The 15,036-nt window shown below is 36.2% G+C and carries 17 protein-coding genes; 15 read left to right on the forward strand and 2 right to left on the reverse strand.

The annotated features are described in order from the left end of the window. From IPI15_RS14230 to IPI15_RS19875, 9 genes are all read left to right on the forward strand, one after another. Positions 1 to 531 carry a DUF1697 domain-containing protein gene (locus IPI15_RS14230; protein WP_287420814.1) on the forward strand — a complete coding sequence of 177 codons (531 nt, stop codon included), beginning with the start codon at positions 1 to 3 and terminating at the stop codon, positions 529 to 531. A gap of 262 nt (positions 532 to 793) precedes the next feature. Continuing rightward, positions 794 to 3,337: a CotH family protein gene (locus IPI15_RS14235; RefSeq protein ID WP_287420816.1), complete on the forward strand. Its 2,544-nt coding sequence runs from the start codon at positions 794 to 796 to the stop codon at positions 3,335 to 3,337. Between the two features lie 70 nt (positions 3,338 to 3,407). After that, positions 3,408 to 3,575, forward strand: a complete 168-nt coding sequence (locus tag IPI15_RS14240) for a hypothetical protein (protein WP_287420818.1) — start codon at positions 3,408 to 3,410, stop codon at positions 3,573 to 3,575. Further along, a complete protein-coding gene (locus tag IPI15_RS14245; protein ID WP_287420820.1) occupies positions 3,565 to 3,930 on the forward strand; it encodes a type II toxin-antitoxin system VapC family toxin in 366 nt (121 codons plus the stop codon). Before IPI15_RS14240 ends, IPI15_RS14245 begins: the two co-directional genes overlap by 11 nt. A 366-nt stretch (positions 3,931 to 4,296) precedes the next feature. Next, on the forward strand, positions 4,297 to 4,794 hold the full coding sequence (locus IPI15_RS14250; protein ID WP_287420822.1) for a hypothetical protein: 498 nt from the start codon (positions 4,297 to 4,299) through the stop codon (positions 4,792 to 4,794). 954 nt (positions 4,795 to 5,748) lie between these two features. Next, positions 5,749 to 6,564 (forward strand): hypothetical protein, encoded by an 816-nt coding sequence (locus IPI15_RS14255; protein ID WP_287405622.1) that lies wholly within the window; start codon positions 5,749 to 5,751, stop codon positions 6,562 to 6,564. Positions 6,565 to 6,660: 96 nt separating this feature from the next. Next, on the forward strand, positions 6,661 to 6,834 hold the full coding sequence (locus IPI15_RS14260) for a hypothetical protein (RefSeq protein WP_287405621.1): 174 nt from the start codon (positions 6,661 to 6,663) through the stop codon (positions 6,832 to 6,834). Between the two features lie 6 nt (positions 6,835 to 6,840). Then, positions 6,841 to 7,206, forward strand: a complete 366-nt coding sequence (locus IPI15_RS14265; RefSeq protein ID WP_287420824.1) for a TspO/MBR family protein — start codon at positions 6,841 to 6,843, stop codon at positions 7,204 to 7,206. After that, the gene (locus tag IPI15_RS19875) at positions 7,136 to 7,300 is read left to right on the forward strand and encodes a tryptophan-rich sensory protein (RefSeq protein WP_353845300.1); all 165 of its coding nucleotides are present in this window, start codon (positions 7,136 to 7,138) and stop codon (positions 7,298 to 7,300) included. Before IPI15_RS14265 ends, IPI15_RS19875 begins: the two co-directional genes overlap by 71 nt. 450 nt (positions 7,301 to 7,750) lie before the next feature. On the opposite strand, the gene IPI15_RS14270 is transcribed toward IPI15_RS19875, so the two are convergent. Then, positions 7,751 to 8,335, reverse strand: coding sequence for a HupE/UreJ family protein (locus IPI15_RS14270; protein WP_287405619.1), 585 nt, complete (start codon positions 8,333 to 8,335; stop codon positions 7,751 to 7,753). A 158-nt stretch (positions 8,336 to 8,493) separates the two neighbouring features. Here IPI15_RS14270 and IPI15_RS14275 point away from each other — a divergent pair, with 158 nt between their 5' ends. The 6 genes from IPI15_RS14275 (at position 8,494) to IPI15_RS14300 (ending at position 13,721) form a co-directional block, all read left to right on the forward strand. Next, positions 8,494 to 9,708 carry an ABC transporter permease gene (locus IPI15_RS14275; RefSeq protein WP_287405618.1) on the forward strand — a complete coding sequence of 405 codons (1,215 nt, stop codon included), beginning with the start codon at positions 8,494 to 8,496 and terminating at the stop codon, positions 9,706 to 9,708. Further along, positions 9,701 to 10,054 carry a PHD finger domain-containing protein gene (locus tag IPI15_RS14280; RefSeq protein ID WP_287405617.1) on the forward strand — a complete coding sequence of 118 codons (354 nt, stop codon included), beginning with the start codon at positions 9,701 to 9,703 and terminating at the stop codon, positions 10,052 to 10,054. The genes IPI15_RS14275 and IPI15_RS14280 overlap by 8 nt, the downstream gene beginning before the upstream one ends. 232 nt (positions 10,055 to 10,286) lie before the next feature. Then, on the forward strand, positions 10,287 to 11,156 hold the full coding sequence (locus IPI15_RS14285) for a pirin family protein (protein ID WP_287420826.1): 870 nt from the start codon (positions 10,287 to 10,289) through the stop codon (positions 11,154 to 11,156). 349 nt (positions 11,157 to 11,505) lie between these two features. Beyond that, positions 11,506 to 11,853, forward strand: a complete 348-nt coding sequence (locus IPI15_RS14290; RefSeq protein WP_287405615.1) for a septal ring lytic transglycosylase RlpA family protein — start codon at positions 11,506 to 11,508, stop codon at positions 11,851 to 11,853. A gap of 64 nt (positions 11,854 to 11,917) precedes the next feature. Beyond that, positions 11,918 to 13,537 (forward strand): LTA synthase family protein, encoded by a 1,620-nt coding sequence (locus IPI15_RS14295; RefSeq protein WP_287420828.1) that lies wholly within the window; start codon positions 11,918 to 11,920, stop codon positions 13,535 to 13,537. Beyond that, positions 13,518 to 13,721 carry a hypothetical protein gene (locus tag IPI15_RS14300; protein ID WP_287420830.1) on the forward strand — a complete coding sequence of 68 codons (204 nt, stop codon included), beginning with the start codon at positions 13,518 to 13,520 and terminating at the stop codon, positions 13,719 to 13,721. Before IPI15_RS14295 ends, IPI15_RS14300 begins: the two co-directional genes overlap by 20 nt. A 76-nt stretch (positions 13,722 to 13,797) precedes the next feature. Here the strand turns inward: IPI15_RS14300 and IPI15_RS14305 are convergent, their stop codons facing one another. Further along, entirely contained in the window at positions 13,798 to 14,808 is a 1,011-nt protein-coding gene (locus tag IPI15_RS14305; RefSeq protein WP_287405613.1) for a PDDEXK nuclease domain-containing protein, read from the reverse strand. Between the last annotated feature and the right edge of the window lie 228 nt (positions 14,809 to 15,036).

Here is a 15,036-nt window from a genome sequence, read left to right on the forward strand (position 1 = left end):
ATGCAGACATTTGCAGCATTTCTGAGGGGTATCAATGTCGCAGGACAGAAGTCGATCAAGATGGTCGAATTGAAGGCGATGATGGAAGATCTGGGATTTGAGGAAGTGCAGACCTACATCCAGAGTGGAAATATATTCTTTAAAAGTAAGGAAAAAGAGGAGGGAAAGTTGCAGGCTAAGATCAAAAAAGGCATTCTCGATACGTTTAATTTCGTCGTTCCGGTGCTCGTCTGGCCTACTTCCTTGATCAATGAATACCTGAAATCCAATCCATATCTATCTAAAAAGCCGGAAGAAGGTAGACTTTATTATACCTTACTTTCAGAAAAGCCAACAAAAGAAAATGTAGAAAAACTCATGGCACTCGCCAATGACATCGACTTATACACTGTCCATGAAAAGATCATCTACATTCTGGTCAACACGAAGTACAGTGATTCCAAATTCTCCAACAACCTCATCGAAAAAGTGCTGAAGGTAGAAGCGACTACCAGGAATCATGCGACGATGGTGAAGATGGGAGGCGGGTGATGGGGTTGATGGGTGAATGAATTTAAAAGTAATTAATTAATAATACAATCCAATTTTTACTAAGATTTATTTTTCTCCAGAGACTAAAGTCCATTCACTTGTCATTTGTGATCCGTCAGCTAAAGCTGGCGTCTATTCATCGTGCACATTTATATCCCTTAATTTATAATTTCATCCTCAAAAATCAAATTTCAATCTCAAACAATCTCCAATCTTCAAACCAAAAAATACTATATTTATCGAAATTTTTAAATAACATTCGATGATAGTCAGATTTACATGCCTTTTTCTTCTTTTAAATTTTTCTATGCTCAAGGCCCAGGTCGTGGTCAATGAGTTCTCCGCCTCCAATCTGGCAAGCTACATGGACAATTATACCAAAGCTGAAGACTGGATAGAACTATACAATACAAGCGATTCTGAAGTGAATCTGGAAGGATGGTACCTCTCCGATAATGACGCCAAGCCGACCAAATGGTCCTTTCCCACAGGTGTCAAAATATCAGCACACGACTACCTGGTCGTATTCGCATCCGGCAGAGACGAATTCAAAAATGGTAAGGTGCACACTGATTTCAAATTGAATCAAACAGAACAAAAAGATTATGTCATTCTGTCCAAACCTGACAAATCTCTTGTTGACAAAATAAAACTGCCCATCACACAAGTCGAACAAAGTGTTTGCCGTTCGATGGATGGCGGCGCAGCATGGGTCTACAGCACCATCGCTACACCCGGTGCCAATAACCAATCTACCGAAGGTTATCAATTCAGTGCTTACAGCGCCAAGCCACAAGTGACTGTGACTTCAGGCAACTTCGATAATACGGTCGTCGTTCGGTTATTAAACAGCTTTCCGGACAATGTAAAAGTTAGATATACACTGAATGGTTATGCACCATCCCAGACATCAGCATTATTTCCGGATAGCATCGAAATTGCTGCTACTACCGTATTGAAGCTCATCGCATTCGATGATGATACTACGATATTCCACAGCTTCTGTGAGTTCAACACTTATTTTATTAATGAAGAATTTTCGGTTCCGGTATTTTCTGTTGCCGCAGATAAATTAACTGATCTGGCAGAAGGAGAGAAGGAATTGAGACCAGTCGGTTCAATCGAGTATTTTGATAAGTCCAGGACTAGGAAATCAATTGGCTATGGTGAACTAAATAGCCATGGACAGGATTCATGGGTCTTGAACCAAAGAAGTTTGGACTGGATCACCAGAGATGAAATGGGCTATTCTGCGGCAATTTACCAACCTATTTTTGACCTATCAGAAAGAGAAGAGTTCCAGAGATTCATCTTCCGTGCTTCCGGCGATGATAATTATCCTGCCATCAACGATGGTGCCCATGAAGGAAGTACGCACTTAAGAGATGAATATGTGCATACACTCGCAAAAGAAGGAAATATGAGCCTGGATGTAAGGACAGCTCAAAGATGCATCGTATTCCTGAATGGTCAGTATTGGGGTGTATATGCTGTCAGAGAGCGTCCTGATGATCATGATTATACAGATTTTTACTATAAGCAAGACAAATACGACCTGCAATATCTCGCTACATGGGGCGGCAGTTGGGCTGAATATGGAGAAGGAAAAGCATTTTCAGATTGGACTAAAATCAGGAATTTCGTACTTCAGAAAGATATGAGCATAGATTCTAATTATGTAAAAGTAGATGCAGCAATAGACCTAGTAAGCCTAAGTGATTATTTTATCATGAACCTTAATGTAGTCGCTTCTGACTGGCTCAATTATAATACAGGTTGGTGGAGAGGATTGAACGAAAAAGGAACACATAAAAAGTGGGGATATACGCTGTGGGACAATGATGCAACATTCGATTACTACATCAATTACAGTGGTGTTCCTGATATTTCTCCATATGCGGAACCTTGTGATATCAATCAGATAGCAACATTTATAAACAATTTTTTCAATGGAAATGATTTAGGAAAACATGAGAAAATACTGCTGAGATTGTTGGATCAAAATGCAGATTTCCGCCAACTCTATTATAGCAGATATGCCGATCTGATGAATACCGTATTTAGTTGCGATAACATGATTTCTACCCTTGACCGGATGATTGCCGATATAGAGCCTGATATGCCGAGACACGTCGAAAGATGGGGTGGCAATATGACGGAATGGCATAAAAATCTTAAAAGATTGAAAGATTTTATTGAAATAAGATGTACTAAGTTGGCTGACAATCTTGCCGAATGCTACGAACCTGAGAATTCTTATTTATTAACCATAATGACAGATCCTCCTGACGTGGGTGAAATCAAACTAAATACCTTGAACCACACCTCACTACCTTGGTCCGGGACTTATTATGACAATATGAATCAATTGATTTCAACTAAAAGAACCAATGATGCGTACGAATTTTCACATTGGTCATCGAAGGGTTCGAAAATAACTATTGCTGATTCGTCATTGCTGTCTACCAAAATTGAGCTGTTCGGAAGAGATACATTGGTGGCTAATTACAAATCGCCTTTGAGTGCCCAAGGCATAGATAAGAATGCTATAACTGCCATTTATCCGAACCCGACAAATAGTATTTTGAATGTGAAACTTCAAAATAGTGGAATAGAAAAGGAGCTAAGTTATTCGATTTTGAATGTTTCTGGAAGAACGGTTCTTTCAAAGAAATTAGACCTCATTCCTAATGGAAATAATTTTACAATATCTTTAAGTGAGCTGGATATTGCAGAAGGTGTATATTTTTTGAAAATTACATCAAATCAAAGATCGTCGATCAATAAATTTACGTTTATCAAATAGAACAAAAACATTCTATGCTTCTGTGCAAACTTGACAATTAATTTATTAATTTTGGTAAAAATACATCGAAATGACTATTGTAATAGATAAATCAAATGTAAAAAGTACTTCAAAAATATTAAGTGAAAAACTGAAGAAGTCTACTAAATCTGGTAACTTAACCAAGCATTTTGGAAAGCTTAAAAGAAATATTGATGGTTTAGAATATCAAATTTTAGCAAGAGAAAATGAAGATTGATTTCATTGCTGATACGAATTTTCTCATATACCTTCACGAAGGGAATAAGATAATAGAGCCCTTTTTAGAATATAATTTTGGTGTTTCGTTTATTTCTGAATTAGAATTACTAGGTTTTCCCGGAATCACGATCTCAGATGAAACAAAACTTAAATCACTTTTGAATGATTGCTTTCAAATTGATTGGAACAATAGAATCAAAGAGCAAACAATCCTGTTGAAAAGAAAATATAGTATAAAAATTCCTGATGCTATTATTGCTGCAAGTGGTTTGGTTTATGAAATTCCCCTAGTTACCGCTGATAAAGGTTTTACTAAAATAGAAGAATTAGATTTAATCCTGATTGAATTATAATTGACGAATTATGTGGGATAAGCGATAAGTGATGTGTGATTAATACTAACGATGAAATCATACGGAACGCCATTCTAATTTCTGACTTCTAACTTCTAATTTTTGATGTGTGATGAGTAATAGGTAATGGGTAATGAGTGATCGGGTGATCAGGTGATGTGTGATCGGGTGATCGGGTGATGTGTGATGTACGATATATACATAACGACCATCTACCTTCTAACATCTAACATCTACCTTTCTTATCAGTAATCGGTAATCGGTAATCGGCAATAACCATACGGAGCGCCATTCTAATTTCTAATTTCTAATTTCTGACTTCTGACTTCTAATTTTATCTTCTAACTTCTAATTTTAAATAATAACATGAGAATAATAATTGTTTTGTTTTTTCTGGGCATGGCAAGTGCAATGACATTTGGCCAACATTCAGCACAGAATGCAGAATTACGCTCGCTATCAAAAAATTTTGTTTCTTCTGTGAAGCAAGACGGAGATACTTATAATGAAGCGGTAGAGTTTTCAATAGTTCGGGATACAGTTGTTATTCATTGTATGAAATGGATGTCTTCAGAAACAGAGAAAAATGAATTCGTGTATTTACTTCCTATAAAAGTGATAGGCGATATAGAATTAAAAGAAGTTCAGGAAGAGGCTATGAAAGTGAGTATGATATCAATCACATGCAATTCAGGCCTTCCCGATTTTATATTCAAATTCGGTTCAGAAAAAGATGTCAGACAGGAAATGGCGGGTGGTGTCAGTGAAGATGATATGACAGTTTATGTGACGGTGACGTTACCCGTGATAACAGATGGAACGAAATATGAAAGGTTAAGGGATATACTTTCTTCCTTTAAATAGTAATTTCTGAAAGAGTTATTAGCCAGACCATTAATTCCATAATGAATGATCATTTGCTATAAAACCCCAGCAGGGGTTGAACAATAATAGCCCCGGGTGCAACTCGGTAAGAAGTAAAAGCCACCCCCCAACCCTAAATTGGGTTGAACTTCATTCCCCTAAAGCAATTTTTTTATTGCCACTAATTTCACTAATGATGCTTTGCATCTAACACGAATTATTCGTACAAATTCGTGAAATTATCTTCGATGCTGCTGCGTGTCTAACGCTAATTATTCGTGAAAATTCGTGAAAATTTGTGTAATTCGTGGCTAAAAATTAAATTATTACAATGGTCTATTTAGAGTTCAATAATCCTGGAAATCCTGATAAGGGTTGAACTTCATTCCTCCAAAGCGAATTTTTCTTTTGCCACTAATTTCACTAATGATGCTTCGCATCTAACACGAATTATTCGTACAAATTCGTTTTATTATCTGCAATCTTGCTTATGCGGTCGTAGCTAAAAACTCCTAAAACCCCGGCAGGGGTTGAACAATAATAGCCCCGTGTGCAACTCGGGGATGAAGATTGCTCAAGCTCCCAACCCCGGAGTGGGTTGAACAATTTTCTAAATAAATCAAGTTTAGTTCAACTTGATTTCTTATGCTTCGGTATTCGCCAAAATCTAACTTTCTTTTGCCACTACCGCGCAGCAGCATCGCAGATAATTTCACTAATGATGCTTCACATCTAACACGAATTATTCGTGAAAATTCGTGGCTAATAATCAATTTGGCACAAACCCTGATAAGGGTTGAACAATTTACACCCCTACTACCCCACAATTATCCCTTATCTCAATAACTCCATACTTCTTTGATTTCCAAACTTACTGTAATCATTAAATTTTATACTTTTGCAACTCTTTTAAATGCCAATAGTTAAAGTGGCATCACATTTTCAACATGCTTTATGAGATCAACTCAATATATATTTTTAGTACTACTCTTTCTATTACCTGCTATTGCGCAAGCTCAGGAATACGGCACGACTAGACAAAACAGGTTCTTCATCAGTTGGGGTTGGAATGGCGCTGCATATACTAAGTCAGACATTCATTTTAAGGGAGCTGATTATGATTTTACATTGAGCGACGTCAAGTCCCACGATCGTCAGACGCAATTAGGGTGGAAATATGTGGATCCCACAGAAGCAACAAAACCTCAGTATAACTTCCGAGTAGGCATCTTCCTCAATCCAAAATATTCCATTTCATTCGGATTTGATCACATGAAGTATGTAGTCCTGAACAATCAAACTGTGGATATTGATGGGTTCATAACAAGTTCTGAAACTGAATTTGACGGTGTTTATGAGCATCAGCCTATTAAACTGACTGAGAACTTTCTTTTATTTGAGCATACCAATGGCTTAAATTATCTGAATATGGAGTTGAGAAGGCATGACAGGCTATTATCATATTACGATAATCATTTAGAAATAAACTCAGTAGCCGGTGTAGGCGGTGGAATACTTTATCCTAAGACGGATGTGACCCTTATTAATTTTGATAGAAATGATCAGTGGCATTTAGCTGGGTATGGCACAGCAGTATTATTTGGATTAAATGTCACTTTCTTAAAGTGCATTTTTATCCAAGGTGAACTGAAAGGAGGTTTTATTAACATGCCGGACATTCTAACCACAGCAAGTGATGGAGATAGAGCCAAACAGCACTTTTTCTTTCTTCAAAGAAATATCAATATTGGTTACAACATTAGATTCTGATATAATTTTATAGCCAGGTTTATTTACAATTAAGCTGGGTCTAAAAAATATTCATCTTAATTTGAATGATATTGCTTAGTTTTAAATAAAAATAACATGAAAAACAAAGCAATTATTGTAACCGCAATATTATTAGTCATCTCTCTCGGAAATTTTTTCCGCATCAATCCGTCACTTGACATTCGTAATGTTGATATGCTGTCAATATTTATAATTGGCTTTTTAGCCGGTATTCTGGTCATCTTACTTTATAATAACTCTAAAAAATAATAAGCTATGGTTGTCCGGGTAATAATATTTTTGGTGATCAACTTCGCCGCCTTGGCATTAGGAAGCATATTTACCAGTGCAGGCGTTAGCAGTGATTGGTATACTAATTTGAATCAGGCACCATGGACGCCTCCTGGTTGGGTATTCGGAGCTGCCTGGACATCCATCATGATATTTTTCGCCTTTTATATGGCATATGCTTATAAAATAGTAGGTAATAGACGTAGATTAATAACATTATTTATCATTCAGTGGATCCTCAACGTAAGCTGGAATCCTGTCTTTTTTCAAGCTTCATTTGGTGACAAATGGTTTGATTTTAATTACATCTTTGACCATTCTGATAGGTGTATTTCTGTTTGGTTATTATAAGGAGTTGAAAGCTAAAGTATTTTTTGTACTTCCATACTTTATCTGGCTATTAATAGCCACTTCATTGAATGCTTATATTCTTCTATATAACTAAAACTAAATTTTTACAGTTCAAGTATTTGACATAAGTTGTTTAGATTTAAACTTTATACGCTCATTTGAGCATTCGCCCAAAAAAGAATTATTAACCACTAATTTCACGAATGATGCTTTGCATCTAACACTAATTTATTCGTGAAAATTAGTGAAATTATCTGCGATGCTGATTCGCGGTAGTGGCTAAAATATATGGAGTTTTAATCTATTATAAAAATTAGTGTCATCTCCGTTCCATTTTCATCAAGTTATCTATTTTGATTTTGGAAGCAAAGAATTCCAGGTTAACTAATTTATAATTAAATCGAGATTAATTACACTTTTAACCCCCAATCGTGATTCTAAACAAAACCCTGGTAGGGGTTGAATAAAAATAGCCCTGGGTGTAACCCGGGGAAAGATAAGGGTTGCTCCCAACCCCGGAGTGGGTTGAATTAACTCTACTACATCATGGAATCCTCTCTATTGCCATTTTCAAAGAAATAATTAAGGTAATTGAACTCAAAATAATTATCCAATAATTTCTACTGAATTTCAATTTGACTACTATTAATTGACTTAGAAATAACAAAATCAGGATCAAAACAATCTGTCCTACTTCAAGCCCTACATTGAAACTGAATAGTGGCCCGGCTATCCTTTGGTCACTTGCAAGCATCATCCTGATGCTGTTCGCAAAACCCATACCGTGGATCAGTCCAAATAATAGCGCAGTAACATAATTGTAGTAAATATGGGTCACGTTGATTTGCTTCATTCGGACATATCTGAAGTTATTTAATGATGTCAAAACAATAGTACATGGAATTAAAAATTCAACCCACTTACTGTCAAATCTTATCAAATCATAAACGCTGAGTGCTAAGGTAAGTGAATGTCCTACTGTAAATGCAGTCACCAGCCAAAGCACCTTTCTCCAATCCTTCAACAAGAATAAAGCTGCCATAGCAATGATGAAGAGTTGGTGGTCCAGCGCATCCATACTGACTATGTGATGCCAACCTTCATTGAAATAAAATATTAAGTCATCCATATAAACTTTTTACAAGTCGAAAATTAATAATTCTAATGGCATCTATTGTATTTATTTGATCGTTTTTGATAATTATATTCAACATCTACCATTTCAAGGTAAAAACCTTTCTTCAATATAATGACCTTTTTTACCATCTTTACGCCAAATCCTTAAAGTTGAATATTTCTGCAAAATTAGCAACGAGATATATATTCGGTAAAAAATCTTCCAATGTCATCAATATCATTTCTGCCATTGCTGTCTTTGGTATCGCTATTGGGACTGCAGCATTGATTTTAGTATTGTCAGTTTTCAATGGATTTGAAGACCTTATTTCAGGCTTATTTCAGAAGTTCAATCCTGATGTTAAGATTACGCCAGTGGAAGGTAAAACTTTCAGAGAGGATACACTTTTAATTAGTGAATTGTACAAATTAAGTGGTGTGAAAAAGGTAAGTAAGACACTTGAAGATCTTGCATTATTTGAATATCAAAATAGCCAGACTTTTGGTGTGGTCAAAGGTGTAGATGACAACTATAAAAATGTCACCTCTATCAATAGCTCTATCATAGAAGGCCGATTTGATCTTAGAAATTCAGAGCCTCCACCGATAGTTCTGGGGGCAGGATTGGCTCAAAGGCTAGCCGTTGATGTAGAAGATAAGTTATCTTTATTGCGGGTGTATACCCCAAAAAGGCAAAAAACCTCTTTAATGGAAGCCCCATTTATTACAAAATTCATGGATCCTGTAGGCGTTTTTGCTATACAACAAGAATTTGATCAGGAATATACGATTACCTCGCTTCCATTCGCCCGGGAATTATTCGATTATACTCATGAGATCAGCGCTTTAGAGATAAAGCTTGATTCAACAAAGAACCTTAAAGCTATACAGACGAATATTGAAAAGATCATGGGTCCAAAATATTCTGTCAAAGATAGGTTTAGACAGGATGAGTCATTTTTAAAACTCATGAATATCGAAAAGTGGATGTCCTATGCCATCGTCTGTCTAACTTTGCTGTTAGTTTCATTCAATATGATCGGAGCATTATGGATGATCGTTCTCGATAAAAGACAAGATATTGCTATTCTCAAAGCACTTGGTTTGCATAATAAAAGCATCAGTTCTATTTTCATAAATAGTGGTATGTTACTGAGTACTCTTGGATTATTTATGGGTTTTATAATAGCAATCGTTTTATATATTTTACAAACAACAATTGGAATTGTTACGATACCTGAAGGGTTCGTAGTGGATACTTATCCTATTTCATTGAGGCTGCTTGATTTTATTGTAGTGGGATTCACAGTACTTTTGATTGGCTTTTTGGCCAGTATTCCATCCGCTAGAAAGGCAGCTACTATTCAAACGACATTTAATGACTAAAATAATGGAAGATTGGGAATTGGAATTCCTGTGGTTAAAGGCAAGACATCAGGTCAAAGACTTAATGAATCAGGAAAAGCTGCCGGAATTAAATACGATACTATTACTGATAGGTATCCGGGAACTTGGAAAAGTAAAAAAGAAATTTTCTAAGGAAGAGAAGCAAGATCTTATGCATATCGCCGTCTGTACCCTTCTAGATCCTGATGGTTATTATTCTTATATCGGTCTTGATGAAGATGGATGGCCTCACTGGTCTGTGAATAAACCCTTCACTTTGACAGGAGTAGCTTCGCAGGAAAGGTATCTTAAAGAGAAGGTCATCGCATATATGGATGGGGTGTAGATGATAGATACTAGACACTAGAGACTAGAAGCTATGGGTCAGATCACTAAACCTTGCAGTCCTGATAATGCATCACGGGACTTCCGTTGCGTTCACAGTTTTTAACTTTCAATTGGGAGGAAGCAAGGGTTTTATAGAAATTTATTTTCTCCAAGACTTCATTCGATTTATTGGTATTTAGAACCTAATTTGAATGTATTCGTTTATCATTTGAATTTAATGAAAAACATTAATGAAAAATAAAAAGATTCAACTTGTCATGGATTCTTCAGCTACACACATGGTAGGAGATGGATTTAGAGTACAAACTTTCTTTCCAAGTGAAAAAATTGGAATGAAGCGGATGAGTCCATTTTTACTATTGGATTACAATGCCAAGGTCGAATTTGCTCCGAGGGACGAACCGCGTGGGGTAGGTGTTCATCCTCATAGGGGCTTTGAAACAGTAACAATAGCTTATAGCGGCAGTGTGGCGCATCATGACAGTGCAGGCAACGCTGGTGTAGTAAATCCAGGGGAGATACAGTGGATGACAGCAGGATCCGGTATATTACACAAGGAATATCATGAGGAAAAATTCAGCAAAGCCGGTGGGATCTTTCAAATGGTCCAACTATGGGTCAATCTGCCTAAGAAAGACAAGTCAAATGCACCTGGTTATCAAACTATCACAGCCGATGATTATGGTATTTATGAATTGCCGGATGGCGGTGGTATCGTTGAAGTCATTGCAGGAGAATTGAATGGTGTCAAAGGACCTGTTAAGACACATTCACCAATTAATATGTACAATATAAAAATCAAGAAGGGCAATGAATTAACTTTTGAACTTTCTTCGAATTGGAATTCTGCTGCATTGGTTGTGGAAGGGAGTGCAACTATAAATGAAGCTGATGTTCCCGCTGATTCGTTGCTTATATTTGAAAATGAGGGAGAACAAGTTAGAATCTTTGCGAAGGAAGACAGCACTATCTTGGTCTTGAGTGGTGAACCCATTGACGAACCTATAGCTGCCTACGGTCCTTTCGTGATGAACACACATGACGAATTAGAGCAGGCGTATTTGGATTATAACGCAGGGAAGTACGGAGTGCTTGAATGATGAGGTTATGAGTGATCGGGTGATCGGGTGATCAGGTTATAAACAAAAAAACCTGAAAGGTTGACATTATTATAGAAAATCAAATGTATTAATATCTCAAAACCCCGAAGGTGGTGACATTATGATCAAAAATCAGCAATTAAAGCAACAAATTTTTAGGAGAACAAATTTTTCTTACCCATAATGAACTATTTCAGTGCATTATTCTGTTATATAAAGCCGACGCAAGTGAATAATTCAATATTTTTGGAATATTCACCATATGCTTCGCATTGATATTCAATGTGTTATGAAAAATAAACTTTGAATTTTCAATATTTTAAATATCTTTGCACCAAAATTAAGCTATTTGAGATTATTTTGCATCCTTCTCTTCCTGACTTTTTCGACATATAGTTTCACGCAAACTTATGTCGGTACTGCTACTATATACAGTCAAAAATTCAATGGAAAGAAGACATTTTCAGGGCAGGTCTTCAGGTCAAATAAGGTCTCAGCCGCCCACCCATGGCTTCCAATGGGCACCAAAATTCAAGTGACGAATCTTAAAAACAACAAAAAAGTTATCCTGACTATCAATGATAGAATGGGCAAATCAAGTGGCTACCTGCTGGACATGAGCACCGCTGCTGCTAAAAAAATTGGCCTGGAATCACGTCATGGCATCACAAGAATAAAAGTCAAGATCCTCAATTAAGATGTTGAAATTTATTGGATTCCAATTTAAACTGATCCTTTATTACTTGCTCTTATTTGCGCTAATGCGTTCACTGTTTCTATGGGATACTCACAAGTATTTTGTATCTGCAAGCTTTGGTGAAATAATGAAATGTTATTCCAGCGCCTTCAAACTGGATGTAGTCACTTCGGCTTATTTTATTATGCCAGGCTTAGTATTTACGACTATCTGGTATGCATCGGATTGGAATATTATGAAGCATATTAACCGGATATTCCATCAAATTCTGACCATCACTTATATTGGCCTTGGTATCTCCGAGATTTACTTGTACCGTGAATGGCAGGCAAAAATTGGTTATGATTCCATGAAGCACTTCGCAAACATATCTGAAGTCCTAAAAACACCGAGTATTTCTATGTTTCTTGGTTTCACTATCGGAACTGCGACAATATTTCTGCTGTTTAGATGGATCTATAATAAGTGGATCTATACAGACCTGGGCAGTTCAACTGAAAAGAGAAACATTCTTTTTTTTGCTAAGTCACTCCTGCTTTATCTTGTTTTATCAACTATTTTTTTCATAACCATGCGCGGTGGACTCAATAGATTTCCTATCGGCATGGGAGCAGCATATTATTCGAATAAAAGCGCATTAAACGATGCTGCTACCAATGTGATCTGGCATGCTATTTACAGCTTTCTTCATACCTCAGAATACGATAGACTTCACCCATTTCTTGAAAATCCAACAAAGAATCAAGGCTTTTTAAAAACTTACGATAGTCCACAAGATACATTTCCCAGAATCTTGAACACTGCGACGCCAAACATCGTATTCATGATTCTGGAGAGCTGGCCCGCTGATGTTTGCCTTCCTATTGGACGTGACAGTTTGATCGCTCCTAATTTTAACCAACTTATAAAAGATGGATTTTATTTTTCAGATTGTTATGCCATAGGCCATGTTTCTGATCAGGGAATTCCTGCTATTTTGGGGGCATTGCCCGTCATACCTGCATTTTCACCTCTAACAGGTAAGCAATTAGTTGGAGATCTTCCGTGCGTCGTAGATGAATTCAAAGCTAGAAATTATTACACGGGTTTTCTATATGGTGGTCAGTTGGATTATGGCAATATTAGAGGCTATGTTTATAAAAAAGGGTTTGACAAGGTAGAAGACGTTCAAAATTTCCCTACAGGAACTAAGAAAACTGCACTTGGAGTACCTGACCTTCCACTGTACCAGAAATTGTTGACAGATCTAAATTCCGCACGCCAACCATTCATGTATTGCGGGTACAACATCAGCAGCCACAGCCCTTATGATGTTCCCGTAGACTACAAACTTGGAATCGGAGGTATCAGTGAGCCATTCATAAATACGATCCATTATAGTGATAGTTCACTGAATGTATTCTTTACGGAAGCAAAAAAGCAGCCCTGGTTTGACAACACACTATTTATCTTGGTAGCAGATCACAGCCACGAATCTCAAATCGTTCGTGTCAAAGAGGATAAAGACAGATATAAAATCCCTTTACTGCTTTATGGACCGGCTATTAAAACGGCATACAGAGGAGTAAAAATCGAAAGTATTATGTCGCAGCTGGATATCATAGGACTATTGTACAGTCAGTTGGGCATTCCATTTGAAAAAATATCCATTTACCAGAAATCCATTGAAGAAAAACCCTCCTGAGATAGCCTTTTATAATTTTCCTGGCGGGTCAGGCGTCGTCACTAAGGAAGGATTTCTGACGAAGGATTTGAATTATGCCGGTAGAAACACTTCTGTTTTGAATAATCCAAAAGATGAGGAAAAGTTTGTGGCTTGGGTGGATAAGTATTTGTATGCTGCGGCGGTGTATTTGAAGGACATGTGAGAAATATTTGGGATTCTAATCCTTCAAAAATTAGGATAACATTTCTTTGAAATTACTTGATTGGAATGATTAATTTTTATTCATTAATGTAAGTTAAAATAAGCCTTTGACGTTCTATTTCATCTACTAATTCTTTTTCTGTCGGCAAATAATTCATATATTTTGTTGCAAATAGTTGCTTGTTTTCTTTTAGCACTGAATATTTTGCGATAGTATTGTCTGTTTCTGTACACAATAAAATTCCAATGGTGGGATTGTCTCCTTCAGTCCTTTTTAAATCGTCATACATTCTCACGTACATATCCAACTGCCCTACATCCTGGTGATTTATCTTATTTGTCTTCAATTCAATAATCACAAAACATTTAAGAATATAATTATAGAACACCAAATCAATGTAAAAGCTGGCGTTTTCAGTCTTAATTAGTTCTTGCCTGGAAACAAATGCAAAACCTTTCCCTAATTCAAGGATAAATTGTTGCAGATTATTAATTAATGCTTTTTCGAGTTTGTCTTCGGTATAACTATAGCTTGTGGATAAATTTAAAAACTCAAGGACTACAGGGTTTTTAATAAAATCAAAGGTATTATTTTGAAATTGTTGTGTTTTTTCTAGCATCTCATTTTCAACCGCATTCTTTACTTGGGAGGAAAGTAATCTTTGATAATATAAAGTAGAAATATTTCTGTCCAAAGTGCGCACTGACCACATATTTTGAGCCGCTTCAGTAAGATAATAACTCCTTGCTTCCGGATCGGATACTTTTAAAACCAATTGAAAATGCGACCAATGCAATTTGGCAGACAGTGTCTGCCAAATCTTTTGTTCAGGAAAAATAGAAAAAAATAACCTAAAGTTCCTAACATTTCTTTCTGAAAAACCTTTGCCAAATTCTGCAGTTAATTCCGCTGAAATAGTTTTAATTATTTCTTTACCGTAACTCGCTCTATCCCTTCCTTGCTGTTCTTCTTCGACTATTTTTCTACCAATATTCCAGTATGCTTCTACCATGGCGGAATTTATAGCCTGATAACTCTTTTGTCTTGCCTGAGCTAGAATTAATTTTATTTCATGTAAATATTCCACGGGTTATTGTTTTTCATAAAAAAATTATTATTTACATTTTTGCTTGACTCAAGTTTTGGTAGTCAAATTTGTTTTTTTAAGGATGAATTTGAATATTAATAAGAATGGTAGAAGGTAGATTTTAGATGATTTTCCTTCAATAAAAAGAAAATTCTGTCTTATAAATCAATAAAAGAAAAATTATTAATCAATTGACTAAATTCCATCTAACATCTAACATCTGCCATC

The organism is Candidatus Brachybacter algidus, from assembly GCF_016707225.1.
Lineage (GTDB): Bacteria > Bacteroidota > Bacteroidia > Chitinophagales > Saprospiraceae > Parvibacillus > Parvibacillus algidus.